General features: G+C 64.0%; 26 protein-coding genes. 14 read left to right on the forward strand and 12 right to left on the reverse strand.

Features of this window, described 5'->3' with window-relative positions; genetic code table 11:
* Window positions 1–253: 253 nt before the first annotated feature.
* Together ASD12_RS28890 and ASD12_RS28895 are read left to right on the forward strand one after the other, a co-directional pair.
* Window positions 254–2,527, forward strand: a complete 2,274-nt coding sequence (locus ASD12_RS28890) for a transglycosylase domain-containing protein (protein ID WP_056594917.1) — start codon at window positions 254–256, stop codon at window positions 2,525–2,527.
* 146 nt (window positions 2,528–2,673) lie between these two features.
* Window positions 2,674–3,426 carry an SDR family oxidoreductase gene (locus ASD12_RS28895; protein WP_056594919.1) on the forward strand — a complete coding sequence of 251 codons (753 nt, stop codon included), beginning with the start codon at window positions 2,674–2,676 and terminating at the stop codon, window positions 3,424–3,426.
* A gap of 26 nt (window positions 3,427–3,452) precedes the next feature.
* On the opposite strand, the gene ASD12_RS28900 is transcribed toward ASD12_RS28895, so the two are convergent.
* Window positions 3,453–4,373, reverse strand: a complete 921-nt coding sequence (locus ASD12_RS28900) for a zinc-binding dehydrogenase (protein ID WP_056594921.1) — start codon at window positions 4,371–4,373, stop codon at window positions 3,453–3,455.
* 216 nt (window positions 4,374–4,589) lie between these two features.
* Here ASD12_RS28900 and ASD12_RS28905 point away from each other — a divergent pair, with 216 nt between their 5' ends.
* A complete protein-coding gene (locus ASD12_RS28905) occupies window positions 4,590–5,399 on the forward strand; it encodes a helix-turn-helix transcriptional regulator (protein WP_056594923.1) in 810 nt (269 codons plus the stop codon).
* Window positions 5,400–5,456: 57 nt separating this feature from the next.
* On the opposite strand, the gene ybaL is transcribed toward ASD12_RS28905, so the two are convergent.
* Window positions 5,457–7,241 (reverse strand): YbaL family putative K(+) efflux transporter, encoded by a 1,785-nt coding sequence (ybaL, locus tag ASD12_RS28910; protein WP_056594925.1) that lies wholly within the window; start codon window positions 7,239–7,241, stop codon window positions 5,457–5,459.
* Window positions 7,242–7,463: 222 nt separating this feature from the next.
* Window positions 7,464–7,913 carry a host attachment protein gene (locus ASD12_RS28915; RefSeq protein ID WP_056595243.1) on the reverse strand — a complete coding sequence of 150 codons (450 nt, stop codon included), beginning with the start codon at window positions 7,911–7,913 and terminating at the stop codon, window positions 7,464–7,466.
* A gap of 418 nt (window positions 7,914–8,331) precedes the next feature.
* Between ASD12_RS28915 and cysG the strand changes: the two genes are divergently transcribed.
* The 7 genes from cysG to ASD12_RS28950 all read left to right on the forward strand — a co-directional run bounded on the left by cysG (window position 8,332) and on the right by ASD12_RS28950 (window position 14,239).
* Complete coding sequence (cysG, locus tag ASD12_RS28920; RefSeq protein ID WP_056594927.1) at window positions 8,332–9,783, forward strand: siroheme synthase CysG; 1,452 nt, start codon at window positions 8,332–8,334, stop codon at window positions 9,781–9,783.
* Window positions 9,780–10,085 (forward strand): DUF2849 domain-containing protein, encoded by a 306-nt coding sequence (locus ASD12_RS28925; RefSeq protein WP_056594929.1) that lies wholly within the window; start codon window positions 9,780–9,782, stop codon window positions 10,083–10,085. Before cysG ends, ASD12_RS28925 begins: the two co-directional genes overlap by 4 nt.
* A 43-nt stretch (window positions 10,086–10,128) precedes the next feature.
* Entirely contained in the window at window positions 10,129–11,799 is a 1,671-nt protein-coding gene (locus tag ASD12_RS28930) for a nitrite/sulfite reductase (RefSeq protein WP_056594931.1), read from the forward strand.
* Window positions 11,774–12,538 (forward strand): phosphoadenylyl-sulfate reductase, encoded by a 765-nt coding sequence (locus ASD12_RS28935; RefSeq protein ID WP_056594933.1) that lies wholly within the window; start codon window positions 11,774–11,776, stop codon window positions 12,536–12,538. The genes ASD12_RS28930 and ASD12_RS28935 overlap by 26 nt, the downstream gene beginning before the upstream one ends.
* A 178-nt stretch (window positions 12,539–12,716) precedes the next feature.
* Window positions 12,717–13,250 carry a DUF934 domain-containing protein gene (locus ASD12_RS28940; protein WP_056594935.1) on the forward strand — a complete coding sequence of 178 codons (534 nt, stop codon included), beginning with the start codon at window positions 12,717–12,719 and terminating at the stop codon, window positions 13,248–13,250.
* Window positions 13,251–13,346: 96 nt separating this feature from the next.
* Window positions 13,347–13,562: a GMC family oxidoreductase N-terminal domain-containing protein gene (locus ASD12_RS28945; RefSeq protein ID WP_056594937.1), complete on the forward strand. Its 216-nt coding sequence runs from the start codon at window positions 13,347–13,349 to the stop codon at window positions 13,560–13,562.
* Between the two features lie 56 nt (window positions 13,563–13,618).
* Window positions 13,619–14,239 carry a DJ-1/PfpI family protein gene (locus ASD12_RS28950; protein ID WP_056594939.1) on the forward strand — a complete coding sequence of 207 codons (621 nt, stop codon included), beginning with the start codon at window positions 13,619–13,621 and terminating at the stop codon, window positions 14,237–14,239.
* Window positions 14,240–14,370: 131 nt separating this feature from the next.
* Here ASD12_RS28950 and ASD12_RS28955 read toward each other — a convergent pair whose 3' ends face one another.
* The 3 genes from ASD12_RS28955 to ASD12_RS28965 form a co-directional block, all read right to left on the reverse strand.
* Window positions 14,371–15,393 (reverse strand): fatty acid desaturase, encoded by a 1,023-nt coding sequence (locus ASD12_RS28955; RefSeq protein ID WP_056594941.1) that lies wholly within the window; start codon window positions 15,391–15,393, stop codon window positions 14,371–14,373.
* Window positions 15,394–15,717: 324 nt separating this feature from the next.
* A complete protein-coding gene (locus ASD12_RS34710; RefSeq protein ID WP_056594943.1) occupies window positions 15,718–15,963 on the reverse strand; it encodes a hypothetical protein in 246 nt (81 codons plus the stop codon).
* Between the two features lie 120 nt (window positions 15,964–16,083).
* A complete protein-coding gene (locus ASD12_RS28965; RefSeq protein ID WP_056594945.1) occupies window positions 16,084–16,284 on the reverse strand; it encodes a hypothetical protein in 201 nt (66 codons plus the stop codon).
* A 238-nt stretch (window positions 16,285–16,522) separates the two neighbouring features.
* Here ASD12_RS28965 and grpE point away from each other — a divergent pair, with 238 nt between their 5' ends.
* Window positions 16,523–17,158, forward strand: coding sequence for a nucleotide exchange factor GrpE (grpE, locus tag ASD12_RS28970; RefSeq protein ID WP_056594947.1), 636 nt, complete (start codon window positions 16,523–16,525; stop codon window positions 17,156–17,158).
* 117 nt (window positions 17,159–17,275) lie between these two features.
* On the forward strand, window positions 17,276–17,908 hold the full coding sequence (locus tag ASD12_RS28975; protein ID WP_056594949.1) for a trimeric intracellular cation channel family protein: 633 nt from the start codon (window positions 17,276–17,278) through the stop codon (window positions 17,906–17,908).
* A 77-nt stretch (window positions 17,909–17,985) separates the two neighbouring features.
* Here ASD12_RS28975 and ASD12_RS28980 read toward each other — a convergent pair whose 3' ends face one another.
* The 6 genes from ASD12_RS28980 to ASD12_RS29005 form a co-directional block, all read right to left on the reverse strand.
* On the reverse strand, window positions 17,986–18,873 hold the full coding sequence (locus ASD12_RS28980) for a GNAT family N-acetyltransferase (RefSeq protein ID WP_082525740.1): 888 nt from the start codon (window positions 18,871–18,873) through the stop codon (window positions 17,986–17,988).
* Between the two features lie 169 nt (window positions 18,874–19,042).
* Entirely contained in the window at window positions 19,043–21,334 is a 2,292-nt protein-coding gene (locus tag ASD12_RS28985; protein WP_056594953.1) for a PAS domain-containing hybrid sensor histidine kinase/response regulator, read from the reverse strand.
* A 143-nt stretch (window positions 21,335–21,477) separates the two neighbouring features.
* A complete protein-coding gene (locus ASD12_RS28990) occupies window positions 21,478–22,467 on the reverse strand; it encodes an MDR family oxidoreductase (protein ID WP_056594955.1) in 990 nt (329 codons plus the stop codon).
* 57 nt (window positions 22,468–22,524) lie between these two features.
* On the reverse strand, window positions 22,525–23,037 hold the full coding sequence (lspA, locus tag ASD12_RS28995) for a signal peptidase II (RefSeq protein ID WP_056594957.1): 513 nt from the start codon (window positions 23,035–23,037) through the stop codon (window positions 22,525–22,527).
* Between the two features lie 13 nt (window positions 23,038–23,050).
* A complete protein-coding gene (locus ASD12_RS29000; RefSeq protein ID WP_056594960.1) occupies window positions 23,051–23,908 on the reverse strand; it encodes an RNA methyltransferase in 858 nt (285 codons plus the stop codon).
* On the reverse strand, window positions 23,909–24,994 hold the full coding sequence (locus tag ASD12_RS29005; RefSeq protein WP_056594962.1) for a class I SAM-dependent rRNA methyltransferase: 1,086 nt from the start codon (window positions 24,992–24,994) through the stop codon (window positions 23,909–23,911).
* Between the two features lie 136 nt (window positions 24,995–25,130).
* Here ASD12_RS29005 and ASD12_RS29010 point away from each other — a divergent pair, with 136 nt between their 5' ends.
* Window positions 25,131–25,820, forward strand: coding sequence for a YafY family protein (locus ASD12_RS29010; RefSeq protein WP_056594964.1), 690 nt, complete (start codon window positions 25,131–25,133; stop codon window positions 25,818–25,820).
* A 77-nt stretch (window positions 25,821–25,897) separates the two neighbouring features.
* On the forward strand, window positions 25,898–26,293 hold the full coding sequence (locus tag ASD12_RS29015; RefSeq protein WP_056594966.1) for a VOC family protein: 396 nt from the start codon (window positions 25,898–25,900) through the stop codon (window positions 26,291–26,293).
* Window positions 26,294–26,295: the final 2 nt, after the last annotated feature.

Consider the following 26,295-nt stretch of genomic DNA (forward strand, 5'->3'; position numbering starts at 1 on the left):
CCGCGCAGCGGCTGGCAGGAGTTGGATCTTTGGCCCCCGAACAAAAATACTACGGTTTCTGATTGTTCTATCTTCGGGGGTGTGGAGCGCTTGCCAGCGCCAAAACAGGTGCCTCGAACCGGGAGACAACGGCCGGACCCCAAGCATTTGATTATCAATCGCTTTGAATTTTTCCGACTTAACCCGCCCTTAAATCGCCGCATCTACTCTTCAACCCGAACGCCATAGGCATCGGGGATATCAAGCACAGCGCATGGCGAACCGCAGAGACAGCCGCATCGAACCCAGTTTCGAGGGGGCGCCGCAGGCGCGATCCCCGGCGGGGCTTTCGGTGAACGAGGAGGATCGCGTCGTGCCGAGCAACCGCAAAGCCTCCGCCAAACGCAAGCCGGCCAAAGGGAAATCGTCGCGGGCCAAGCGCGGCAGAAGCCGGCGCGGCCTGTTCGGCGTGCTCGGCCGGCTGTTCTACTGGTGCTTCGTGCTTGCCATCTGGGGCGGCATCGCGGTGGCCGGCATCGTCGTCTATTACGGCGCCAAGATGCCGGCGGCGACGACCTGGTCGATCCCCGACCGCGCCCCCAACATCAAGATCGTCTCGGCCGATGGCCAATTGCTCGCCAATCGCGGCATGAGCGGCGGCGAGGCCGTCGGCTTGCACGAAATGTCGCCCTATATCCCGGAGGCCGTCATCGCCATCGAGGACCGCCGCTTCTATTCGCATTTCGGCATCGACCCGATCGGCCTTTCCCGCGCCATGGTCACCAACGTGATTGGCGGGCATTTCTCGCAGGGCGGTTCGACACTGACCCAACAATTGGCCAAGAACCTGTTCCTGACGCCCGACCGCACGCTGGAGCGCAAGGTGCAGGAGGTGCTGCTGGCGCTGTGGCTGGAGCACAAGCATACCAAGGACCAGATTCTCGAAATGTACCTCAACCGGGTCTATTTCGGTTCCGGCGCCTATGGTGTCGAGGCGGCCTCGCGGCGTTATTTCGGCAAGAGCGCGCGCGACGTCACCTTGTCGGAAGCCGCATTGCTTGCCGGCCTGTTGAAGGCGCCGTCGCGGCTGTCGCCGGCACGCGATCCCAAGGCTGCCGAGGAACGCTCGCAGTTGGTGCTTGCCGCCATGCGCGATGAAGGCAAGATCAGCGCCAAGGAACTGACCTCGGCGATGAGCGCACCGGCAACGCGCGCGCCGTCCTACTGGACCGGCTCGGAGAACTATGTCGCCGATACCATCATGGAAGAACTGCCCGATCTGATCGGCGACGTGCGCGGCGACATCGTCGTCGACAGCACCGTCGACCTGAACCTGCAGAAGCTTGCCGAACAGTCGATCCGCAGGCTGATCGACGACAGCGGCAAGAAGCTCAACGTCACTCAGGGCGCCCTGGTGTCGATCGACGATTCCGGCGCGGTGCGCGCCATGGTCGGCGGCTACGACTATTCGACCAGCCAGTTCGACCGCGCCTCGGAGGCACGCCGCCAGCCAGGCTCGGCGTTCAAGCCGTTCGTCTACATGGCCGCGCTTGAAGCCGGCCGCACACCCGACAGCGTGCGCAACGATGCGCCGATCAAGATCGGCAACTGGACGCCCGACAATTACGGCGGCAAGTATTTCGGCAAGGTGACGCTGGCCACCGCACTGGCCAAATCGCTGAACTCGGTCGCCGCCCAACTGACTATGGAGGTCGGGCCGAACGCGGTTGTCGAGGCAGCGCACCGCATGGGCATCCAGTCCGACCTGCAGTCCAACACGTCGATCGCGCTCGGCACGTCGGAAGTGACGCCGCTGGAACTGACGTCGGCCTATGTCCCCTTCGCCAATGGCGGCTACAAGCCGGACATCCATTTCATCCGCCGCGTGACGACCACCGACGGCAAGGTGCTCTACGACAGCGGTGGCGGCAGCGCGCCGCGTGTCGTCAAGCCCGAGATCGTCGGCATGATGAACTCGATGATGACCGGTACGGTCGAGATCGGCACCGCCCGCAAAGCGGCTTTCGCCTGGCCTTCAGCCGGCAAGACCGGCACCAGCCAGAATTCGCGTGACGCCTGGTTCGTCGGCTACACCGCCAACCTCACCACCGGCGTGTGGTTCGGCAATGATGATGGCAGTCCGATGAAGAAGGTCACCGGCGGCGCATTGCCGGCGCAGGCCTGGCACGAATTCATGGTCGCCGCCCACGAGGGCGTGCCGGTGCGGCCGCTGCCCGGCACCTGGAAATCGACGCCGGCCGATACCATCGTGCCCGACGAGATACCTTCGGCGAACAACGCGCCGCCGGCGCCGGTTCCATCCGCCTCCGTCGGCCAGCAGGCGCCGGCGGCGCGGCCGGCCGCGCCGGTCGCCCAGGCGCCGGTCCGCGCGGCCCGTCCCGCCCAGACCGTCGATGCCGATGGCCTTTCCATGCCGGAGGACGACGGCGCGACCGCGTCGATCAAGCACCCGGTGCCGCCAGGCGACGTCGGCGGTCCGCGCAAGAAGCGGCAGACCTCGATCCTCGACCTCCTTGGCGGCGGCTAAAGCGCGTCGCGCGCTTTAGCTCTTTTGTTTCCATGCATGTCGTTGCCTCAAAACCGGGGCCACTTTTGAGCGACATGCACTAGCGGCAACTCGCCTCTCGCCACGTTGGCGTCGTTCGGCTACATCTCCGGCCCGGAGATCCTGAAATGGCTGAACTCGACACCAGAAAGACCATCGTGCTGACCGGCGCCAGCCGCGGCATCGGCCACGCCACGGTCAAGCGCTTTTCGCGCGAGGGCTGGCGCGTCATCACCTGCTCGCGCCAGGCCTTTGCCGAGGATTGCCCGTGGCCGGCGGGGCCGGAAGACCACATCAAGGTCGATCTCGCCGACCAGGAGGATGTCGGCATCGCGGTGTCGGAAATCCGCCACCGGCTGGAAGCGCATGGCGGCCAGCTGCACGCGCTGGTCAACAATGCCGGCATCTCGCCGAAGCTCAAGGACGGCAACGGCCGAATGGACTCGATCGACACGCCGATGCATGTCTGGCGCGATGTGTTCCAGGTCAATTTCTTCGCGCCGATCATGCTGGCGCGGGGCCTGTTCAAGGAACTGGCGGCGGCCAAGGGCTCGATCGTCAACGTCACCTCGATCGCCGGTACCCGCGTGCACCCCTTCGCCGGCACGGCCTATGCGACATCGAAGGCGGCGCTCGGTTCACTGACGCGCGAGATGGCGCATGATTTCGGCCCGCACGGCATTCGCGTCAATGCCATAGCGCCCGGCGAGATCGACACCGCTATCCTGTCGCCGGGCACGGACAAGATCGTCGAGACGATCCCGTTGAGAAGGCTTGGCACCACGGCGGAAGTCGCCGATATCATCTTCTTCCTGTGCTCGCAGCAGGCGTCCTATGTGACGGGCTCGGAAATCCACATCAATGGTGGCCAGCACGTGTGAGCGGCCAGCTTCAGGCCGAGGACTGCTCATTCGGCCATGGTGAGAACAGCCTTGCCGCTGAAGCTGCGCTGTCGCAGTGCGTCCAGGGCTTGGGCGATGTCTGTCCACGGCACGGTCAAGGCCACGCGCGTTTCGAGCCTGCCGGCCGCGACTGGAGTGAGCAGCGAGGCGATGTCCGCGCCAATGCCTGGACCAGACGTGTAGTACGCAAAAGTCTGAAGCCTTGCCCCTTCATGATCCGGAACGAACTGGCGGAATCCAATGGGCGTGAGTTCGCCACTGCTCGAACCGAACATGACGATGGTCCCGCCAGGTGCGACGCGTTCGATCGCGCGAGCGAGACTTTTGCCGCCGACCGACTCTGTGATCAGCGAAAACGGCCCCTCGGCCAGTTCGATCGCATCGACAACCTGCTCGGCTCCAAGGCCGCGGAGATCCTCGGCATGCCGGGAGGCGGCGACCGCGGTCACGTGCCCACCCTGCTGATGGGCGAGCTGGATCTGGAACCGACCGACCGCACCGCTTGCGCCGGTGATCAGGACCTGCTGGCCGGCCAGGCCGCCGCCATGGCGCAAAGTCCTCAGTGCCGTCGTGCCGGCGACTGGAAGCGTGGCTGCGGAAACGAAACTGACGTCATCCGGCAGGACGGCGAGACGGTCGGTTGGAACGGCGACCCGTTCGGCCCATCCGGCCTGGTCGACCAGAGCCGCAACTCGGGCGCCCACGGCTGGTCCGGAGCCATCGGCTGCTGCCCGTTCGACAATCCCCACGATGTCTTGGCCTGGTATCCAGCCGTTTGAACGGGTGGCGAGCAAGCGCAGTTCGCCGCGGTTCAACGAGGTCGCGCGGACCGAGACAAGCGCCTCGTTCGAGGCCGCATGTGGCTCGGCAAGCTCCACCAGCCTTAGTCCTGTCGTGCTGTCGGAAGAAATGACTAGGGCGAGCATGGTTCATACCTCACTGCTGCGTGGTGGACGCCTTTGGACAGTTGCTTTGCCCGGTCTTGCTGGTTCGACTTTGGAGCGCCGGCGGGCGCCACTGGCGATGTCAAGTTCGCCAGCTGCGCACGATCCTGAATTGCTCGTTTCACAAGCGGAACCTATCGATTTTCCCCTTCGAATAATCTAGATATTAAGGCATCTGATCGCTAAAAACGGTCAATCATGAGACAACCCCTTCGCTACCCCTGGTTCAATCTCGATGTGGATGACCCTTCCGCGCCGGCGATTGCCGTGCGCGTTGACGTCCCCGAAACCACAGCGGAGGTTCCCGCCCATCGGCATCGCAAAGGCCAACTCGTCTTCGCGCTGGGAGGCGGCGTCACATGCCGTGTCCCAAGCGGCCTGTGGATGGTGCCGCCTCATTGCGGGGTGTGGATTCCAAGCGGCATGGAGCACAGCAATATCGCCACTGCCAACGCCCGGATTTTTTTCGTGTATATCGAGCCGGGAGCCGCTCATCTGCCGGACCGGTGCTGCACGCTTTCGATTTCGCCGTTGCTGCGCGAACTGATCATCGAACTGTCCGATGGTGTGGAGGACGATCAGGCGCGGGATGAGCTGTTGACCAAGACACTGCTTGCCGAGCTGCCACGTATGCCTGTCCAGCAGCTGCACCTGCCGATCTCACCCGAGCCGCGCTTGAGGCGGATCGCCGAAGCGTTGGCGCAAGATCCCGCCGACCGCAGCACACTGGCAGAATGGGCCAATCGCCTTGCGCTCAGTGAGAGCAGTCTCGCCCGTCTCGTGGTGAAGGAGACAGGGCTGAGCTTTGGGCGCTGGCGTCAGCAATTGCACTTGATCGTCGCAATACGAGAGCTGGCCTCCGGCGCCAGCGTGCAGCAGGTTTCGGCCGATCTCGGCTATGAATCCGTCACGGCCTTCATCACCATGTTCAAGAAGGCGCTTGGCAAGCCCCCGGCAAAATACCTCAGCAGCGTCGTGCACCGTGGCGGCTCTGCTTTCGTCGCGTGATCAATCTGCTTACGAGCAGACGATCGACACGGCAATCTGTCGCCGACCAGGATCGGCTCAGGCAGCGGACGGTTCAGCCGCCTTCGGCTTGTGGCCAAGCACCTCTTCGACAATGCCACGGGCGATCTCGCGCTCGCCCATGATCACCGTGTCTGCGCCGAGGCCCTTGAGGTGCTCGACCTCGGCGTCGGAATGGGCTCGGGCGATGACGTTGATGCCGGGGTTGGCGGCGCGTGCCCTGAGCACGATCTGGCCGGCCTCGAAGGCATTGGGAATGGCCAGGATCAGCCGCTTGGCCCCTTCAGGATTGGCGGCGGAGAAGACTTCAGCGTTGGCCGCGTTGCCGGAGACGGTCTCGACGCCATCGGCTTTCAGTCTCGCCAGCGTCTTGTCGGCATCCTCGACGACGAGGAAGGGCAAGGCGGCCTCTTTCAACGACGCACCGACGAGACTGCCGACGCGGCCATAGCCGATCAGGATGGCGTGGTTGGTGAGGGTTGTCCTGGGCGGCGGGCCGTCTTCCGCTTTCGTTGTGGCTGCAACGGAGGCCACCTGGCCCGGTTCCGTCGCCGGACCGACCGGCTTTGCCTCGACCGGCGGTGCCGTCCTGGCGGCGCGCCGCTCCAGCCATGGCTTTATCCAGTCGATGGCCAGGAACATCAGCGGGTTCAGCACGATCGACAAGATGGCGCCGGCCAGAATGAGGTCGCGGCCTTGTTCGGGCAACAGCTTTAGGCCGACGCCGAGCTCGGCCAGGATGAAGGAAAATTCGCCGATCTGCGCAAGGCTTGCCGAGATCATCAGTGCCGTGGCCAGGGGATAGCCGAAGGCAACGACGATGACGAACGCCGCCAACGATTTGCCGATGACGATGATGGCCAGTGTTGCCAGGATCGGCCAGCCATTGCTGATCAGGCTGAACGGATCGAACAGCATGCCGACCGAGACGAAGAACAGCACGGAAAAGGCATCGCGCAGCGGCAGCGATTCTTCCGCCGCGCGGTGGCTGAGTTCGGACTCGCTCATGATCATGCCGGCGAAGAAGGCACCTAGCGCCAGCGAGACCCCGAACAGTTTGGCCGCGCCGAAGGCGACGCCGAGGGCTATGGCGAGCACCGCCAGCCGGAACAATTCGCGCGAGCCGGTGTGGGCAACATAGTGCAGGATCCAGGGAATGACCCGGCGGCCGACCACCAGCATGACGATGACGAAAGCGGCGACCTTGGCTAGCGTGATGCCGACGACGCCCCAGATGCCGTAGCTGGCCGGCAGCGACAGCAGGCCGCTCGCATGTGCGTCCGCCTGTTCCTGGCCGCCGAGCACGCCGGCGAGTGCCGGCAGCAGCACCAGCGCCAGCACCATGGCCAGGTCCTCGACGATCAGCCAGCCGACCGCGATCCGGCCGCGCTCGGTCTCGATCATCCGCCGCTCCTGCAGCGCGCGCAGCAGCACCACGGTCGAGGCGACCGACAGCGCCAGGCCGAAAACCAGCCCCGCGCCCATCGACCAGCCGAGCATCCACGACAGCCCGGCGCCGAGCGCGGTGGCAAAGCCGATCTGGACGATGGCGCCGGGCACGGCGATGGCGCGCACCGACAGAAGATCCTTCAACGAGAAGTGCAGGCCGACGCCGAACATCAGCAGGATGACGCCGATTTCGGCCAGTTCGTTGGCAAGGCCGGCATCGGCGACGAAGCCGGGCGTGTTCGGCCCGACCAGCACGCCGGCTACGAGATAGCCGACCAGCGGCGGAATACGGAAGCGGTTGGCGAGGGCGCCGAAGACGAAAGCCAGCCCCAGACCGGCGACGATGGTGGCGATAAGGGGCGTGTCATGCGGCATTGTCTATGGAGCGCCCTTCAAAACCAGCGATGTTGGATGGGCGCCGCCCGGAGCCGTCGCCTGTTTGCAATATGGTGGATTGGGTGTCGGCGACGCAACCCGCAAAGCCATGAAATCGACGGTGCGGCCGCAAAAACTGGACCGGCGGCCGAAGAAGCCGCCGGTCGGATTTGAAGTCGCGCGATGATGTTCCGTTGATCCGGCGCGATCGATCGACGACGATCAGGCTGCCTGCAGCAGGGCCTCGATCTCGAATATGGCGTGGTTGGTCAGTGTCTTGGGAATTTCGGCGGTCACCTTGTCCCCGACTTCCTTGTGCAGCTTCTTGCGCATTGTCCCAAGCAGCATCGGCGGTGCGACAAGCACGATCTCTTTGAACTCGCCGCTATGCGCGAGCTTGTAGAGCCGGGCGGCGATCTCGTCGGCGAAACGCTCCTTGCCGATGCGGTGCCAGTCCGTATCCTCGACCGCGCTGCGGTGTACGGAGGGACCATCATTGTATCGGCCCGGGCTGTCACTGCCTTGCTCGCGGGTGGGCGGGTTGTCCTGCTGCATTTCCTGCACCACCTCGAGGTTCGGATATGTGTTGTCGCCGGCGTTCCTGAGGAAAAGCGCCTTCTCGCCATCGGCCACCATGACCCAGATGCCGTGCTTCAGATTGATTGTGCTCATGATGACTGGTTCCTTCTTGGGTCGCTCGGGCATCTTGTGACATGTCGCGGCCGGGTTTCGATCCGACGTGATGGGCTTTTTGGGGAACGCGCCCCGAACCGGTAATGTTCCAACCAGGCCCTCGCGGGTGTCGGCCATTCGGGTTGTCCAATGCCCGCGGCTTTAATCTACTAAATTGGTAGAATTTAGAAAAAACTGTTTTGTGGCATTTCTCGTTGGGCGCTAAAAGACCTACAAATCAAGGCCTGCGACAGCAGCTTGAATCCGCTCCATCCGCCAACGAGGAATATTTTTCTCTTGGCCGGGATGCTTTCAGAAAAGCGATTGCATCCCGACAGGCGATGCGCGAGTGCGTTCCTTCTGGTTTTTCGCGCCCGCGCGTAGAACTGCAAGCCCGTTCAGGATTCCGCTCGCGCCCATGTCGCACACTGCTCCCAAACTCAATTCCTTCCCCGTCTTCATGCGGGTCGAGGGGCAGACCGTGGCCATCGTCGGCGGCGGCGAAGAGGCGCTGGCCAAGGCGCGGCTGATCGGACAGTCGAGCGCGGTCCTGCGCATCGTCGCGGAAGACGCTGAGCCCGACCTGCTGGCCTTTATCGCTCAGACCGGCACGACCCATTTTGCCGCCGCTTACGACGCGTCACAGCTCGAAGGCGCGGTCATGGTGTTTGCCGCCAGCGGCGATGAGGAACTCGACCGCCGCGTGGCCACGGATGCGCGCCGGCTTGGCATTCCGGTCAATGCCGTCGACCGGCCCGAGCTTTGCGATTTCTTCACCCCGGCGCTGGTCAACCGGGCGCCGGTCGCTATCGCCATCGGCACAGAAGGTGCAGGCCCGGTGCTTGCCCAGATGCTGCGCAGCCGCATCGACCGCATGCTGTCGCCCTCGCTCGGCCCCCTGGCAATTCTTGCCGCGTCGTTTCGCGGGGCTGCCGAGAGGCTGCTGCCGAGAGGCAATGCCCGCCGCCGCTTCTGGAATGATTTCTTCGCTGGCGCTCCTGCCCGCGCGGCTGAAGCGGGCCAGCTTTCGCAGGCGCACGACGCCGCCGTCGATCTTCTGCTGTCGAACACGCCGGCTTGCGGCCACATCGCCCTGGTCGGCGCCGGCCCGGGGGCCGAGGATCTTTTGACCTTGCGAGCGCACCGTCTGCTGATGGAAGCCGATGTCATCGTTCATGATGCGCTGGTGCCGGAGGCGGTCGTTGCCATGGGGCGCCGCGATGCCGAGCGCCTGCCGGTCGGAAAACGCAAGGGCTGCCACACCAAGAGCCAGGCGCAGATCAATGCGCTGCTGGTCGAGCTTGGCCGTGAAGGCAAGCGTGTCGTGCGGCTGAAATCGGGCGATCCGCTGGTGTTCGGCCGGGCTGGCGAAGAGATGGCGGCACTGCGCGATGCCGGCATCGCCTATGAGGTGGTTCCGGGTGTCACCGCGGCGTTCGCCGCCGCCGCCGATTTCGAACTGCCGCTGACCTTGCGCGGTGTTTCCTCATCGATGGTGTTCACGACCGGCCACGACCTCAAGGGCAATTCGCTGCCCGACTGGGCCAAGCTCGCGATTTCGGGCGCCACCGTCGCCGTCTACATGGGCCGCTCGGTGGCGGCCGAGGTTGCCGGCCGGCTGATCGAGGCCGGCCTGTCGCCGGATACGGCGGTCGCCGTGGTCGAGAATGCCAGCCTTGCCAACAGGCGCCGGTTCCACGGCACGCTTGCCGACCTGCCGTCGCTGGAAGCGCGCGCCGATCTCTCCGGTCCGGTCATGACCATCATTGGCGATGCGGTCGCCGGGGCCAACTTTGAACGGTCCGAGCCGCTCGCGGCACACAGGCATGAAGGCGTGTCCAGTTCGGTCGCCGAAGGAGTTCAGCAATGAAGATATTGACCGCCAACCGCCTCAGCGACGGCATTGCCGTCTGGTACGTCGATGGCGGCTGGGCCGAGACGGTCGACCATGCCGACCTTGCCCATGACAAGGCGGCCGAGGATCGCCTCGAGGCACTCGGCGCACAGGCCTATGCCGCCAACGAAGTGGTCGACGTGAATTTGATCGATGCGGACGTCGTCAACGGCGTCGTCGAGCCGGTGCGGTTGCGCGAGAAAATCCGCGCCGCAGGCCCGACCATCCGCAGCGATCTCGGCAAGCAGGCTGCCAAGCAGGCACCTTGGGCAGCATAACCAAGACACCAGGCATGGGCGGACGCGCCCTGAAAGACGAAGCATGTACCGCTACGATGAGTTCGACCACGATTTTGTCCAGGCCCGCGTCGCCGAGTTCAGCGACCAGGTCCAGCGCCGCCTTGCCGGCGAGATCACCGAGGACCAGTTCCGGCCGCTCAGGCTGATGAACGGCGTCTATCTTCAGCTGCACGCCTACATGCTGCGCATCGCGGTGCCCTATGGCACGCTGAACGGCAAGCAGTTGCGCATGCTGGGCCACATCGCCCGCAAATACGACAAGGGCTACGGCCATTTCACCACGCGCCAGAACATCCAGTTCAACTGGCCGGCGCTGTCGGACATTCCTGCGATCCTGGCCGATCTGGCAAGCGTTGAGATGCACGCCATCCAGACCAGCGGCAATTGCATCCGCAATGTCACCGCCGACCATTTCGCCGGCGCTGCCGCCGATGAGGTCGCCGATCCGCGGCCCTATGCGGAAATCTTGCGCCAGTGGTCGTCGGTGCATCCGGAATTCTCGTTCCTGCCGCGCAAGTTCAAGATCGCGGTGACGGGTGCCGAGCGCGACCGCGCCGCCATCCAGACCCACGACATCGGCCTGCACTTGAAGAAGAACGCCGCCGGCGAACTGGGTTTCGCCGTCTATATCGGCGGCGGCCAGGGCCGCACACCGATGGTCGCCCGCAAGATCCGCGACTTCCTGCCGGAAGCCGACCTCCTGTCCTACTGCACGGCGATCCTGCGCGTTTACAACCTCTATGGCCGCCGCGACAACAAGTACAAGGCGCGCATCAAGATCCTCGTGCACGAGACCGGCGTCGAGGAAATCACCCGCCAGGTCGAGGCCGAGTGGCAGGACTTGAAGGACGCCGAGCTGAAGCTGCCGGAGGCGGATATCCGCGCCATCGAGGCCTATTTCGCGCCGCCGGCGCTCACGGAGCGGCCGGAGGGCGACCAGGCGGTCAAGCTGGCGCGTCTGGATTCCAAGGGGTTCTCGGAGTGGCTCGACCAGAATGTCGTCACCCACCGCCATCCCGACTACGCGGCGGTGACGATCTCGCTGAAGGGCATCGGCGAGGTGCCCGGCGACGCCTCGGGCAGCCAGATGGAAGCGGTCGCCGACATCGCCGAGAGATATGCCTTTGACGAGCTGCGCGTTAGCCATGAGCAGAACCTGATCCTGCCGCATGTGGCGCGCGCCGACCTCAAGGCGGTCCATGATGCGCTGGTCGGCATCGGCCTGGCGACGGCCAATTCCAACCTGATCTCAGACATCATCGCTTGCCCGGGCCTCGATTATTGCGCCCTGGCCACCGCGCGTTCGATCCCGATCGCGCAGGAAATCTCGCGCCGCTTCGCCTCGCTGGAGCGGCAGCGCGAGATCGGAGAACTGAAGCTGAAGATCTCCGGCTGCATCAACGCCTGCGGTCATCACCATGTCGGCCATATCGGCATTCTCGGCGTCGAGAAGAAGGGCTCCGAGCTCTATCAGGTGACGCTGGGCGGCTCGGCCGACGAGAACACCTCGGTCGGCGAGATCATCGGCCGCGGCTTCTCCTCGGAGGAGATCACCGACGCCATCGAGCAGATCGTCGAGACCTATCTCGGCCTTCGGCTCGACCCACAAGAGAAATTCATCGACGCCTACCGCCGAGTCGGTCCCGCGCCGTTCAAGGAGGCGCTCTATGCTGGCGAAGCCAAGGCCGCTTGACCATATAGCCGATGTCGATGACGGCATCGCCGCCAAGGCGGCGGGGCTGGATGCGCTCTACGGTCATCTGAACCCGCTCGAGATCATCGAACGCTCGGCCCGCGAACTGTTCCATGACGAGATCGCCGCGGTGTCGTCGTTCGGTGCGGACTCGGCTGTGCTGCTGCACATGATCGCCAAGATCGACCGGACGCTGCCGGTCATCTTCCTCGACACCGGCAAGCATTTCGAGGAGACGCTCGGCTATCGCGACGCGCTTGCAGCCGATTTCGGGCTGACCAACATAAGGGTGATCAAGCCCGAGGAAGCGGCGCTCGAACGGATCGATCCGACGGGCAATCTGCATCAGAGCAACACCGACGCCTGCTGCGACGTGCGCAAGGTCGAGCCGCTGGCGCGGGGTGTCGCTCCCTTCCGTGCCTGGTTCACCGGCCGCAAGCGTTTCCAGGCCTCGACCCGGGCAGCGCTTCCGGTGTTTGAAGCGGTCGGCCCGCGTATCCGCATCAATCCGTTGGCGCACTGGACGACATCGGACCAGGCGGACTATATGCGCGCGCATGCGCTGCGCGAAAATCCGCTGGTCGCCTATGGATACCTGTCGATCGGCTGCTTCCCGTGCACGCAGCCGGTGCAGCCGGGCGAGGACGCGCGCAGCGGCCGCTGGGCCGGTCATGCCAAGACCGAGTGCGGCATTCACCTGTCGGGGCTGGAGAAGTCGCTGACCGACGCGTCCCTTTAGGGTATGGTGATATTCAGGTGAGGCTGGCCTGCAAACGGCAGCTTCCTGCGCTTCCGGTGCTCACGTACTTCAAGTACGCTCCGCTCGTCGCAGGGCGACCCCGGAAGCCGCCATTTTCGGTGCGGCCTGACCTGAATCTCAACACAAACGTGTTTCTTCGAATTTTTGGGAATTTTTGATGACTGAACCGACGATACCGGAGACGCGCCTCTGGACCCCGACGGGTTTCCGCGAGGACGAGTGGGCGCATGCCGAGAGCGCCGATGCGCTGTCCGGCAATGGCCGCTTCATCCTGCCACTGCAAGCGTTCCTCGATCTCGATCCGGAGGTGCGCCGCTCTGCCAAGGAACGGCTCGGTGTGGTGCTGCAGCCCGGCGATCAGCTCGAGAAGATCGCCGGCCTGCTTGACCAGCTCTCGCTGGTGGCGCTGGCCTTCCCGGCCTTCAGCGACGGCCGCTCCTTCTCCAAGGGCGAACTGCTGCGTGGGCGCTATCATTTCGAGGGCACAGTGCGCGCCACCGGCCAGGTGCTGGTCGACCAGTTGCCGCATATGCTGCGGCTTGGCTTCGACGAGTTCGAGATATCGAACCCGGTGCTGTTGAAGCGCCTGGAGGAGGGCCGCACCGGCGGGTTGGGGCTCTACTACCAACCGGCCGCCGTGTCGGAGCCGAACGGGCCGAAATATTCCTGGCGGCGCCTTCGCAACAGTTGACGCTGCGGTAATTCCCGACGTCTTTACGTCGGTTCCGATCGGTCCTTCTCTGGGCTATCCGGACGGAAATATCCGCCGGTTGCGAGGAGGGAGATCATGGATTTCGACTATGTCATCGCTGGCGGCGGATCCGCCGGCTGTACGCGCGCCGCGCGGCTCTCCGAGGATCCATCGAAGACGGTCTGCCTGATAGAAGCCGGCGGCGAGGGCAGGAACCTGCTCGTCCGCGCCCCGGCCGGCGGTGCCAATCGACATCAACTGGTCTTACCAATTGTGCGATTTGTGCTTTCCCTTTCGCCATCCTGCCCTTAGGATAAATTTATTATTTCGCGATCCGAAATAAATATGGTCATAGGGAGGAACCGGGAATGGCTGGCAAGAAGATACTGATGCTCGTTGGCGAGTTCAGCGAGGAATATGAGATTTTCGTCTTTGAGCAGGCGATGCATGCGGTTGGCCACATCGTCCATGTCGTCTGTCCGGACAAGAAGGCGGGCGATATATTGAAAACGTCGCTGCACGACTTCGAAGGCCACCAGACCTATACCGAAAAGCTCGGCCACGACTACATCCTCAACAAGACGTTTTCCGAGGTGAATCCAGCCGGCTACGATGCCGTCTACGCAGCGGGCGGGCGCGGCCCGGAATACATCCGTATCGACAAGCGGGTGCAGGGGCTGGTGCGGCATTTCCACGAGGCCGGCAAGCCGATCTTCACCATCTGCCATGGCGTGCAGATCCTGATTGCCGTGGACGGGGTGGTGCGGGGCCGGGAAGTCGCGGCGCTCCAGTACTGCGAGCCGGAGGTGACGCTGGCCGGTGGCATCTATATCGACGTCGCGCCGACCGGCGCCCATGTCGACGGCAATCTCGTTTCAGCCAAGGGTTGGCCGGGCCTGTCCAACTTCATCCGCGAATGCCTGAAGGTGCTGGGCACCGAGGTCCGCCATGGCGAGATATTGATGCGCGACGAGCGTCAGGCGGCCTGACCCGGGAGTTTGCAAAGCCGCCGCGTCCACGACGCGGCGGTCTTTCTATTTTTCTTGTTTGACGCAATTCCCAAGGGAAAGCGCCATGTGCTTTTCCCGGGAAAACCGTTTCACACTTTTCCTGGAATTGCTTAGGCGGCCGCCAGCGCTTCGCGGAACGACACGAGCTTGCGGCGGTTTTCGTCCCATAATGCCAGTTTGACGCAGCGCAGGCTTTCGAGCAGCGTGACGCGGCCGATGCTGCGTAGCTCGGGATAATCCCGCAGCACTTCCTGCAACCGGTAGCATGGCACCTTGGCGGAGAGGTGGTGGACGTGATGGACACCGATATTGCCGGTGAACCAGTTCAGCACCGGCGGCAGGTCGTAGTAAGACGATCCGTGCAGGGCGGCGTGCTGGAATTCCCAGTCGGCATCCTTCGCCCATTCCGTTTCCTCGAACTGGTGCTGGACGTAGAACAGCCAGATGCCGGCCGAACCGGCGAGGATGACGATCGGCAGATGGACCACCAGGAACGCGCCGGGGCCGACGAACCAGATGAGGATGGCTGCTGCAACCGCGATGCCAAGGTTGGTGGTCATCGACGACACCCAGGGCGTCAGGCCGCCGCGCATCATGCCGACGGGCAGCCTTTGCTCGAAGATGAACAGCCAGATCGGCCCGAGCCCGAACATCACCAGCGGGTGGCGATAGAGACGATAGGCGAGGCGGCCTCGCCATGACATTTGCCGGTATTCGGCAACGGTCAGCGTCCTGATGTCGCCCATGCCGCGTTCGTCAAGATTGCCGGCGCTGGCGTGGTGCGTCGCGTGGGCGCGCCGCCAGCAGTCGTAGGGCGTCAGCGTCAGTATGCCGAGCGCGCGGCCGATCCAGTCGTCCGCGTAGCGATTGGCGAAGAAGGAGCCGTGGCCGCAATCGTGCTGGATCATGAAGATGCGCACCAGAAACCCGGCCGCGGGAAGGATCAGCACCAGTCCCCACCAATGGCCATAGGCATAGGCCGCCGAAGACAGTCCCCAGAGTACGGCGAACGGAATGAGTGTGATGGCGAGTTCGACGGCGCTGCGCCGCCTGTCGGGCTTTTTGTAGCGCGCCAGAATCTTCAGCCAGGCGCGCTTGCTGTTGGCGGCCGCCTCGGGGGAAATCATGTTCATCAGGAAGCATAGGCGGGGTGTCCCGCCACCGCAAGCCGACAATCACGCAAAATTACTGTGCGTAATTGTCGCGTGGTGGCGGTCGAGCCCGCCCGCCAGCAGATCGACCCGTTTGATGATACGCTGCCGAAGCGGCTGGCTTTCAAGCCCAATCGTTCGGAATCCGATGCTCTCTCTTCTGTTTGAGCATCGGGTTTCCCACTCTTGGGGCCGATCTCTATTCGCGATCGAGGATAGGACAGCCGCGCTCGGTGCCAAAAGTCACGCGCACGCGGTCGCCACCCTGCCTGCCGCGGACAGTGATCTCCCGGCGGCCGACGGACTCTATCCTTGTCCGGCGGATGCCCATCCGATCCGCCTTGTCGAGAGCCCGGTCTTCCGTGCAGCCTCGCGATTGACGGCGGTTGCGCCGGTCGTCGCGAGGCCTTCGCAACCGTCATAGGCGGGATCGCAATCTTCCATGAGCTTCAGCAGCAGGCCATGTTTGCCCAATTGCAGCTGCAGATCCTGTGCTTGTGCCGGAAAGGCAACCAAGGTGACGGCGCCGAGGCCGACAAGCGCCGAAAGCAATAAGGTGATCGAACCTTGCGCATCACGTCCTCCATTTGAACCACAACGATCCATCATTAGATGGTTCGGCTCTTCAGGCTATTGCCGATAGAGGTTTGCTGCAAAGATTTGCCTGTCGCGTTAGTGGCGGCGCCGGCCGACGTCACCGTCTTCCGCTCCGTCGAGGCGGTCGAGCAATTCTCTGAATCGGTCAGGAATGTCGGCCTCGGTACGGAAGGCCGGCAAGGTGCGCATAAAGCGCGTCACCGCTTCGGCACCGAACTGACGCCTGACCTCGGCGGCCAGCCCTTGTGCCTTTTCACCCTTGTTGCGGGTCATTATCTCAAAATCCTGTGTCGGCTTCGAAACTCCTCCAGTAAGGGAATGGTTCCCCCATCACGCCTTTGTGGCAAGCAAAGCCGGCGGTTAGGGTAAAATTTGAATTAAAATCGAATGTCTTGCCTGTCGTTGTCCAGCCTTGGCCGATAGCCTCCACAATCGCTTACCCCTTGATTTTTGGCTCCCGAACCTCGATATCGGGCACAAAATCCACATCATTCGAGATTGACGGGAAACGGCGATGAGCGACCAGGCAAAAGACGAACGCGTGCCCGATGAAGTCGAGGCGACCGAGGCCACTGCCGAGCGCACGGAAGGCAGCATCGACGGCGACTATGAAGCCCTTGTGCGGCTGCTGAAGGAAAATGAAGAACTGAAGGACCGCGCGCTGCGCGTGGCGGCCGAGATGGAAAACCTGCGTCGCCGCACGGCGCGCGACGTGCATGACGCGCGCACCTACGCGGTCGCGAATTTCGCGCGTGACATGCTGTCGGTGTCGGACAATCTGCGCCGCGCGCTGGACGCTATCCCCACCGAGGCCAAGGCGTCGGGTGACGCCGGCTTCAAGGCCTTGATCGAAGGCGTCGACCTCACCGAGCGCGCCATGCTGTCGGCGCTGGAACGCCACGGGGTCAAGAAGCTCGCGCCGGAAGGTGAGAAGTTCGACCCCAATTTCCACCAGGCGATGTTTGAAGTGCCCAACCCGGACGTTCCGGCCAATACCGTGGTCCAGGTGGTGCAGCCGGGCTATTCGATCGGCGATCGGGTGCTGCGCCCAGCCATGGTCGGCGTCGCCAAGGGCGGGCCTAAGCTTGCCGCCGCTGAAGCGCCGGTCGAGCCGGGGCCTGTCAATGAGCAGGCCGAGAAGGACGCCTGAACGGACAAGCGAATAGGCAATAGCGAGTAGCGAGTAGGGAAATATGCAAGAGTTGCTGCGCGGCTTCGTGCTATTCGCTACTCGCTATTCGCTACTCACTCTTTCATTGTTCGCTTCATGAACCTCATCGCGCTTCTCGACTATGCCGGTGTCGCCGTCTTCGCGGCGACCGGGGCGCTTGCGGCTTCTCGCAAGCAGCTCGACATTATCGGCTTCCTGTTCCTGGCCAGCGTCACCGGGATAGGCGGCGGCACGCTTCGCGACGTCATCCTCAACCTGCCGGTTTTCTGGGTGGCCAACTCCGGCTATGTGCTGATCTGCGCCGTGGTTGCGGTGCTGGTCTTCTTCAGCGCGCATCGTGTCGAATCGCGCTGGAAATGGCTGCTCTGGCTCGACGCCATCGGGCTCGCCGCCTTTTCGGTGATGGGCGCGGCCAAGGGACTTGCGATTACCGGTTCGCCGGTCGTCTCCGTCGTCACCGGCGTGCTTACCGCCACTTTCGGCGGAATTCTGCGCGACCTCCTTGCCGGCGAGCCATCGGTGCTGCTCAGGCCCGAAATCTACGTCACAGCAGCCCTTGCGGGGGCGGGCCTCTACACACTTGGCGATCTTGCCGGGCTGCCGCCGCTCGCCTCGGACCTCGCCGGTTTTGCGGCGGCGTTCCTAGTGCGCGGCGGCGCGCTCAAATTCGGCTGGTCGTTTCCGTCCTACAAGAGCCGACCCGGCCGGCGGCCGGAAGATATTCCGTAAAGAGAGGGAATAGGGAGTAGCGAATAGGGGATAGCAGTCCGCAGGATTGCGGCGTAGCGCCTGGCTATTCGCTAGCGTCAGGCAGCGAAGCGTTGGGCTTCCCCGCCATAATAATTGACGTAGCGGGCGCCGATTTCCTTGACCGGCATCACGACGAAGACGTCGACCGTCGAGAATTCGCGGTCGATGACGCAGCCGTCGCCGATGCGCGCACCGACGCGCAGATAGCCCTTAACCAAAGGCGGCATCGCGGCGATCGCCGCCTTGGCATTGACCGCCTCGATCGGCATCAGATCCATCGAGCAGTAGCGCCCGGATACCGCGCGCACATCCCAGGCCGAATTGGTCCGGCAGTGGTGGGCGAGGTAGGTGAGTGCCTCGGCATGCGCCGCCGGCACGGTGCCGTGGAAGGACGCGCATCCGGTCATCACACCGATCTCGTAATGGTTGATGTAAGCCCAGATGCCTTGCCACAGCGCCTCGATGGTGCGCTTCGAGCGGTATTCCGGCAAAACGCAGGAGCGGCCGAGTTCGAGAAAACGCTGGCCGGGGTGGCGAGCGATGAGCTTGGTCAGCTCAAATTCACCTTCCGAATAAAACCCTCCGGCCGTGGCCGCGATTTCTTGCCGCAGCAGCCGATACGTGCCGACGATGCGGCGATGTTCGGGACCGGAAAGCGTGGTGTCCAAAACCAGCAGATGGTCGCAGAGCGGATCGAACCGGTCGGCATCACGGCGGTCATGGGCCTGGAACAGGTCCTTCCTGGCGCCTAGTTCGTCGTAGAACACCCGGTAGCGCACTTCCTGCGCGGCCGCGATCTCTGCCTCGTTGCGAGCGAGCCGCACTTCAAGATTGCCTATACGGCCCAGTGCCGCGCCCCTTGTGACGGAATCGACGTTACGTCCGGCAAGCAAGGCGCTGCTGGCGTTCGGCCGAGTGTCACATTCCGGCATAACTGTATGCACGAGTGATTCTCCTTCGAGCCATCCCTCTTGGCACGGGGATACGGTGTAGGTGCAACAGGATTGTGACAGTACCGTGATACGATGTCGTGGGCAATACTTCGTCGGCTGGCGAATACGATCAACCGGCTACGTTTTAGTGATCGCGCGGCGCGGAATGGCGGTGGAAAGCTCAGGCCGCGACGACCTGTCCCTCGACCGCATTCACCAGCGCCTCAGGGTCGAGCGGCTTGGTGACAAAGCCGCTCGCGCCATGGGCCAGCACCGCATGGCGGGTCTTTTCCTGGCTGTCGGCCGACAGCACCATGATCGGCACCGGCGACACGGCGGTTTCTTCTTCATGGCGGCGGATGGCGGCAATCGCGTCCAGCCCGTCCATGACCGGCATATGCAGATCCATCAAGACCACATCGAAGCGGTCCCTGTGCCCGGCGCCGGTGACGGCCTCGACGGCGGCCTTGCCGTTACCGACCACCTTGACGCGATGCCCGGCCTTCAGCAGCGTGGCGCGGGCCAGCATGGCGTTGATGTCATTGTCCTCGGCGATCAGCACCGACAGGCCCCGCTGCCGGTTGCCGACGGCGCGCAGCATGGGCGCGCCGCGCCTTTCCGGCTGCGGCTGGGCGAGGCTGGGGGCATGGCTGCTCAACAGCACACGCAGAAGCGTTCCGCCACGCACTGGCCTGGCCAGGAACGTTGCGTAGCCGCTGGCGCGGAACTCGCCAAGCATGCCGCGGTCGGTAGGCGCGATCAGTGTGATGGCCTCGCAGTCGGAAAAGCCGCTCTGGCGCAGGCGCTTGAGCAGCCTTCCGTCGCTTTCTTCCATGGCCGCATCGACCAGAATCACATCGCAGCCTGCGGCGAAGGCCGCGGCCTGTGCGGCAGTGATGGCGACGTCGACCGCGCCGCCATTGGCGCGGATGGTGCGGGCGATGGCGTCCGCCTCGACGGCGTTTTTCGACAGGATCACCGCGCGCCTGCCCGAGAGCGCGTTCTGGCGGCCCTGCGGCGCTTCGGTGGCCGCTATCGCCGGGATTTCGAAGACGAACTCGGATCCCTGGCCGAGCCGGCTGGATACCGAGATCGTGCCGCCCATGGCGGCCACCAGGCGCCTGGAGATGGCAAGGCCGAGGCCGGCACCGCCATGCGTGCGCGTCGACGTGCCGTCGGCCTGCTCGAACTCCTCGAAAATGCGATCCAGATCCTGATCATGCAGGCCTGGACCGGTATCGGCGATGGTGAAGCATACGCGGTCGCTGGTTTCGGTGCGCGCGCGTGCGATGCTCACCAACACGCCGCCGCTGTCGGTGAACTTGATGGCGTTGCCGATAAGGTTGAGCAACACCTGCCTGACCTTGCCCGGATCGGCGGTGATCAACTGCGGCACGTCGGGTTCGACATGGCAGCCCAGCCCGATGCCCTTGGCGAAAGCGCGCGCGGCCAGCAACTCGATGATGTTGTCGGCGATCTCGCGCACCGACATCGGCTGCGGCTCCGGGTCGAAGCGCCCGGCTTCGATCTTGGAGTAGTCGAGAAGATCCTCGATCAGGGCAAGCAATGCGCTGGCCGAGGTCGAGATGGCGCCGACATAGGTCTGCTGCTCCGGCGACAGGCTGGTGTCGGCCAGCAATCTGGCCATGCCCATGATGCCGTTCATCGGCGTGCGAATTTCATGGCTGACGGTGGCGAGGAAGCGCGATTTGGCCTGGCTGGCATATTCGGCCCGCTCGCGTGCGGTGATCAGCGAGGATTCGGCGCGTTTGCGGGCGGTTATGTCGCGAGCGATCGCGCGATGCGAAACCGCATCGCTGTCCTTGTCACGCACCGACAGTTCGATCCACGAGAACCAACGCGGGCCGGTCGGCGTGCGGATGGCGACATCGGTGGAACTCAGGCACTCATGGTCGGAAAAGGCGGCATCGGGAACGATGCCGACCTCAATGCCGAGTTCCGCCAGGGTCTTGCCGGCAAGGTCGCGTTGATCGATTTCGACGAGATCGGCGAAGACCTTGTTGGCATAGACGATGTAGCCATCGCGGTCGCGATGGATGACGAGATCACCAAGCGCGTCGATCAGGCCGCGAAAGCGCTCATCGCTCTCCTGCATTTCCCACATGCGGTCGGCCAGCGTCTCGATCTCGGCGCGGCTGCGGGCAGTGGTTTCGTCAAGAAGGGCGGCGGTGCGGTGTTCGCTCCGCCTGGTGCGCAGATGCATGGCAAGACCGGCAAGGCCGGTTGCCAGCAATGCGACGCTGATGAAGATCGGTGCCCCGGTCAGATGCGCCAGGCCGGCCACCACCACGATGGCGACGAATGTCAGAAAGGGCAGGTTTTCGCGCCTGGAGAATTCCGGTTCGGGCACCAGCGACGGCGCGGCGACAAAGCGCCGCGTCGACGTCGGCGGGGGCGCCGCATCGACGTCGTCGCCAGTGTCCGCCTCTTGGCTGCCGGATTCCGCGATCATGCGAAATCCTTGCCAGACAGAGATTATGGAAAATTGCGGCGGATCGTTCGAATTTTAGCGGATGAGCGCTTTTTGCCGAGGCGGCGGCGGATTTGCCACCAGACATGGCGATTTCCGTCCGCCTTCTCCGGCAGTCGAGCGGTTCACATGTCCACGACGACGCGCCCGCGAATCTTGCCGTCGACGATGTCGCGCGCGGCATCGATGATGCCGTCGAAACCGATGGTCCTGGACAGGCTGGCGAGCTTCTGCAGATCGAGATCGGTGCCGATGCGGCGCCATGCCTCGAGGCGGACTGCCTTCGGCGCCATCACCGAATCGATGCCGAGCAATGAGACGCCACGCAGGATGAAAGGAGCGACGCTGGTCGGCAGGTCCATGCCGCCGGCCAGGCCGCAGGCGGCGACCGCGCCGCCATAGGAGGTCATCGACAGCACATTGGCCAGCGTGTGGCTGCCGACGGCGTCGACGCCGCCGGCCCAGCGCTCCTTGGCCAGCGGCTTGGCCGGCTGGGCAAGCTCTTCGCGCGATATCACTTCGGCGGCGCCAAGGTTGATCAAATAGGGGCTTTCGGCATTGCGGCCGGTGGACGCGATGACATGGTAGCCGAGGCTGGACAGGATCGAGACCGCGACCGAGCCGACGCCGCCGGCCGCCCCTGTTACCACCACCGGGCCGCGATCGGGCAGGATACCGTGCCGCTCCAGCGCCATGACGCAGAGCATGGCGGTATAGCCTGCGGTGCCGACGGCCATCGCGTCATGCGGGCTGACGCCTTGCGGGAGCGGCACCAGCCAGTCGCCCTTGACACGCGCGCGGCCGGCATAGGCGCCGAAATGGGTTTCGCCGACGCCCCAGCCGTTCAGAATGACCTTGTCCCCGGTGCGCCAGTCGGGATTGGAAGACGAGATGACGGTGCCGGCGAAATCGATGCCCGGCACCAGCGGCCAGCGGCGGATCACCGGCGCCTTGCCTGTGATCGCCAGGCCATCCTTGTAGTTCACCGTCGTCGCCTCGACTGCGACGGTGACATCGCCTTCCATCAAGTCGGCTTCGGTGAGATCGGTCACGATTACCGACTGCTTTTTCTCGGCGTCGCGCGAAACGAGGATGGCTTTGAAGGTTTCGGGCATCTCTTTCTCCGCGATCTTGTTTGGCGACATGAACAGTGCGGCGATGGCCGCACGGGGTCAATCTTTGGAAGGCTTGGCTTTGAAAGGCTTGGCGTTTGAAGGCCTGGTCTCGCGCCGCCAGCCGAACAGTTCATCGAAGACGACCAGTGCCGCACCCACAGAGATGAAGGCGTCGGCAAGGTTGAAGACGGCGAAGGACCAGACCGCCGTGTGGAACAGGATGTAGTCGATGACGTGGCCGTAGACGGCGCGGTCGATCAGATTGCCGAGCGCACCGCCGACGATCAGCGCAAAACCGGTGCGGGCAAGGATCTGGGACGGCGCGATTCGCGTCGCCAGGAACAGCACGAACGCAACGACCGCAAGCGAAATGACGATCAGCCCGGTGTCGCCGAAAGACGAGAACATCGAGAAGGCGATGCCGGTGTTGTAGGTGCGAAACAGCGCCAGGAAGGGCACCAGATCGAGCTTTTCCTGAAAAGGCAGACCGGTCTCGACCAGGTGTTTTATCCACTGGTCAAGCGCTATGGCAGCGACGACGAGCAGCGCGTAGGGAGACCATGATCTCACGGGCAGGCAACCTTCATTGCTGATCCACGATTGGTTCGAGCTTCAGCGCGCCCCGCCGGATCTCGAACAGCATGATGCCGGTGGCAACGGCCAGATTGAGGGAATCGGCACGGCCCGCTTGCGGAATCCTGAGCAGCCTGTCGCAACTCGCAGCCAGGCTTTCTGGCAGTCCCTGCTGCTCGTTGCCCATCATCAGCAGCACCGGCCCGCGGGAAAAATCGACCGAGCGGTAGTCGACGGCACCTTTCAGGTGGGTTCCGGCGACGAGGCCTGAAAACCCGCCTCGCCAGGCAAGGAAAGCCTCGGTTGTCGCCTTGGCCACCGGCACGGCAAAGATCGAACCCATGGTGGCGCGCACCGTCTCCACGGAGAAAGGATCAGTGGTGTCGCCGACCAGGATGACGCCCTTGGCGCCGACGGCATCGACGGTGCGGATGACGGTGCCGAGATTGCCGGGATCGCGCACCCGGTCGAGCGCCACCCAGACGTCGCCATTGTCAGCGCGGACATCCTTCAAGGCCAGGAATTTTTGCGAAAAGACGCCGACCACCATTTGCGGATTGTCGCGACGGGTGATGGCTACGAGCACCTTTTCCGACACTTCGAGAACCATGCCGCCGGCGGCAACCGTGCGTGCCGCGACCTTCTCCACCGCCGCGTTGCCGCGCCCGGCCTTGGCGAAAACCAATGTCCTGATCTGCCAGCCGAGATCGAGCGCATCGATGACCAGCTTCAGTCCCTCGGCCATGAAGGCGTTCTGCTGGTCGCGGAATTTCTTCTGCGCGAGTGCCTTGATGTCCTTGACCAGCGGATTGGCGAGGCTGGTGACTTCCTTCACCTGCCCGGGTGCGCCTGCGTGCCGCTCGTTCATTCAGGCCACCCAACGCGAAAACAATGAGGTCGAAAGCGCCCGGCCGGCGGACTTTTCGCGGATGATCAGTTCACCCGATTCGATTTTGCCGCCCATGCCGGCAAAGGTGTCGCGCATCAAGGCATGGATGGCGAAGAAGGAGGCGCGGATTGAATAGGCGGTCAGCACCACGGCGAGCGGCTTCGGCGTCAGGATCGCGCGGCAAAGGTCGGTCAAATCGGGCAGGTCCTCGAACAATTGCCAGACCTCGCCCTTGGGGCCGCGGCCATAGGCCGGCGGGTCGAACAGGATGATGTCATAGCGGCTGCCGCGGCGCTCCTCGCGCTCGGCGAATTTCACCGCGTCGTCGACGATCCATCGGATCGGCTTGCTGCCGAGGCCGGCCCTCTCCTGGTTTTCACGGGCCCAGCCGATCGCTTTCTTCGAGGCATCGACATGGGTGACCTCTGCGCCGGCGCGGGCCGCCACCAACGAGGCAAGACCGGTATAGCCGAACAGGTTCAACACCTTGACCGGCCGCTTCGCCGCCGCGATCAGCCCCGCCATATGGTCCCAATGGGAGGCCTGCTCGGGAAAGACGCCGACATGGCGAAACGAGGTGAAACGGCCGAGATAATCGATTCCGTCATGCTTCATCGGCCAGGTCTCGCCGAGCGGCGTCCTGGGGAAGCGCCATCGGCCGATGCCTTCCTCGTCGGTATCACCGGTGAAGATGGCGTCGGCGCGCTCCCAGTCTTTCGCCGGCAAGGCCTTTTGCCAGATCGCCTGGCCCTCGGGCCGGACGATCCGGTAGGGGCCGTATTGTTCGAGCTTCTGGCCGGCGCCGCTGTCGAGCAGCGCATAATCGGCATTCGGGGCGACTTCGAGGATCACCGGAAGATGTTCAGCGGGCAGGACGCCGTCGCGGCGGGCAAGAACGCGCGGCGCCGGTTTCGGTTCGGAACGGTCGTCCATCTTTGCCTCATGCCGGTCGCGCGGCTGCGCGTCCGTTCTGGCAGGAACGGGGCGCGGACGTGACACGTCCGCCGCACCCTTCGCGGATGGATGCGGACGGTTGTCGCGGCGTTTGTCGCGAAAAGACTTCAAGCGGGGGCAACTCCGAGCGGCGTGGCCGCTTTTGACATAGGGCAACCGGCTTCGCAACCAAGTCCGACACGGCGGCCTTTCCGGTTTATGTCGGGCGGCGATGGACCAATGTCAAAGAAACAGGCAAATCTGCCGGATGTCCCGCTCCGAACGCCTGCTCGATCTGATCCAGACGCTGCGTCGGCACCGCCGGCCGGTGAGCGGGCAGGCGCTGGCCGATGAGCTTGGGATTTCGATCCGCACGCTCTACCGAGACATCGCAACGCTGCAGGGCCAGGGTGCGCCGATCGAGGGTGAGGCGGGGCTGGGCTATGTGCTCAAGCCGGGCTTCATGCTGCCGCCGCTGATGTTCAGCGACGAGGAGATCGAAGCCATGGTGCTCGGCTCGCGCTGGGTCGCCAAGCAGCCGGACCAGCGTCTCTCGGCCGCCGCCGCCAACGCGTTGGCCAAGATCGCTGCCGTGCTGCCGGACGATCTGCGCGAGGATCTCGATGCGAGCACACTGCTGGTTGGCCCTCCCGCCGCGGCCATCGAGGGCATCGACCTTGGTCTGGTGCGGCAGGCCATCCGCAACGAGCGCAAGCTCGGCTTTCTATACCGCGACGCCGACGGCGCTGCGTCCGAACGTGTGGTCTGGCCGTTCGCGCTGGCCTTCTTCGACAAGGTGCGGGTGGTGGTGGCGTGGTGCGAGATGCGGCAGGACTTCCGGCATTTTCGCGCCGATCGCATCGCCGGGCTCCAAGCAACAGACACACGCTATCCGCGTCGTCGCCAGGCGTTGCTCAAGGAATGGCGGGCGACGCTCGACAGGCCACGCGGTTCGTGATGGCTACTGCCATAATCTGACAGTGGCCAATCCTATGTTCGCCAAGCCGAAACGCTGAAACACCTTGGAGAGCAGATATGACCGCCCCGAATTTCATCATCCTCTATGTCGACCAGCCGCAACGGAGCGGTGCCTTTTACAGCGCGCTGCTCGATCGTGAGCCGGTCGAAAGCGCGCCGACCTTCGTGCTGTTCGTGCTCGACAACGGCTTCAAGCTGGGGCTCTGGTCGCGCCATACGGTGGAGCCGGCGGCTGCCGCGGCAGGTGGCGGCGCCGAAATCGTCTTTGCGCTGGATACGTCCGATGCCGTCGATGCCACCCATGCCGACTGGTCCGGGCGTGGGCTGACGATCCTGCAGACACCGACCGACATGGATTTCGGCCGCACTTTTGTCGCGCTCGATCCCGACAGTCATCGCCTGCGCGTCTACTGGCTGTCCGACGGGGAACAGGTTGATGGGGAACAGAAATGAGC

Origin of the sequence: Mesorhizobium sp. Root102 (assembly GCF_001425625.1) — a bacterium.
Taxonomy (GTDB): domain Bacteria; phylum Pseudomonadota; class Alphaproteobacteria; order Rhizobiales; family Rhizobiaceae; genus Mesorhizobium.

Bases quoted from the DNA above. Each gene is read 5' to 3' on its own strand.
- ASD12_RS28900 (WP_056594921.1), bottom strand. From the start codon at position 4,373: ATGCTCGCCCTAGTCATTTCTTCCGACAGCACGACAGGACTAAGGCTG.
- ASD12_RS29010 (WP_056594964.1), top strand. From the start codon at position 25,131: ATGTCCCGCTCCGAACGCCTGCTCGATCTGATCCAGACGCTGCGTCGG.
- ASD12_RS28930 (WP_056594931.1), top strand. From the start codon at position 10,129: ATGTACCGCTACGATGAGTTCGACCACGATTTTGTCCAGGCCCGCGTC.
- grpE (WP_056594947.1), top strand. From the start codon at position 16,523: ATGAGCGACCAGGCAAAAGACGAACGCGTGCCCGATGAAGTCGAGGCG.
- ASD12_RS28905 (WP_056594923.1), top strand. From the start codon at position 4,590: ATGAGACAACCCCTTCGCTACCCCTGGTTCAATCTCGATGTGGATGAC.
- ASD12_RS28990 (WP_056594955.1), bottom strand. From the start codon at position 22,467: ATGCCCGAAACCTTCAAAGCCATCCTCGTTTCGCGCGACGCCGAGAAA.
- ASD12_RS28940 (WP_056594935.1), top strand. From the start codon at position 12,717: ATGACTGAACCGACGATACCGGAGACGCGCCTCTGGACCCCGACGGGT.
- ASD12_RS28945 (WP_056594937.1), top strand. From the start codon at position 13,347: ATGGATTTCGACTATGTCATCGCTGGCGGCGGATCCGCCGGCTGTACG.
- ASD12_RS29015 (WP_056594966.1), top strand. From the start codon at position 25,898: ATGACCGCCCCGAATTTCATCATCCTCTATGTCGACCAGCCGCAACGG.
- ASD12_RS28890 (WP_056594917.1), top strand. From the start codon at position 254: ATGGCGAACCGCAGAGACAGCCGCATCGAACCCAGTTTCGAGGGGGCG.
- ASD12_RS29000 (WP_056594960.1), bottom strand. From the start codon at position 23,908: ATGAACGAGCGGCACGCAGGCGCACCCGGGCAGGTGAAGGAAGTCACC.
- ASD12_RS28950 (WP_056594939.1), top strand. From the start codon at position 13,619: ATGGCTGGCAAGAAGATACTGATGCTCGTTGGCGAGTTCAGCGAGGAA.
- ASD12_RS28975 (WP_056594949.1), top strand. From the start codon at position 17,276: ATGAACCTCATCGCGCTTCTCGACTATGCCGGTGTCGCCGTCTTCGCG.
- ASD12_RS28915 (WP_056595243.1), bottom strand. From the start codon at position 7,913: ATGAGCACAATCAATCTGAAGCACGGCATCTGGGTCATGGTGGCCGAT.
- ASD12_RS28935 (WP_056594933.1), top strand. From the start codon at position 11,774: ATGCTGGCGAAGCCAAGGCCGCTTGACCATATAGCCGATGTCGATGAC.
- ASD12_RS28955 (WP_056594941.1), bottom strand. From the start codon at position 15,393: ATGAACATGATTTCCCCCGAGGCGGCCGCCAACAGCAAGCGCGCCTGG.
- ASD12_RS28895 (WP_056594919.1), top strand. From the start codon at position 2,674: ATGGCTGAACTCGACACCAGAAAGACCATCGTGCTGACCGGCGCCAGC.
- ASD12_RS28925 (WP_056594929.1), top strand. From the start codon at position 9,780: ATGAAGATATTGACCGCCAACCGCCTCAGCGACGGCATTGCCGTCTGG.
- cysG (WP_056594927.1), top strand. From the start codon at position 8,332: ATGTCGCACACTGCTCCCAAACTCAATTCCTTCCCCGTCTTCATGCGG.
- ybaL (WP_056594925.1), bottom strand. From the start codon at position 7,241: ATGCCGCATGACACGCCCCTTATCGCCACCATCGTCGCCGGTCTGGGG.
- ASD12_RS28985 (WP_056594953.1), bottom strand. From the start codon at position 21,334: ATGATCGCGGAATCCGGCAGCCAAGAGGCGGACACTGGCGACGACGTC.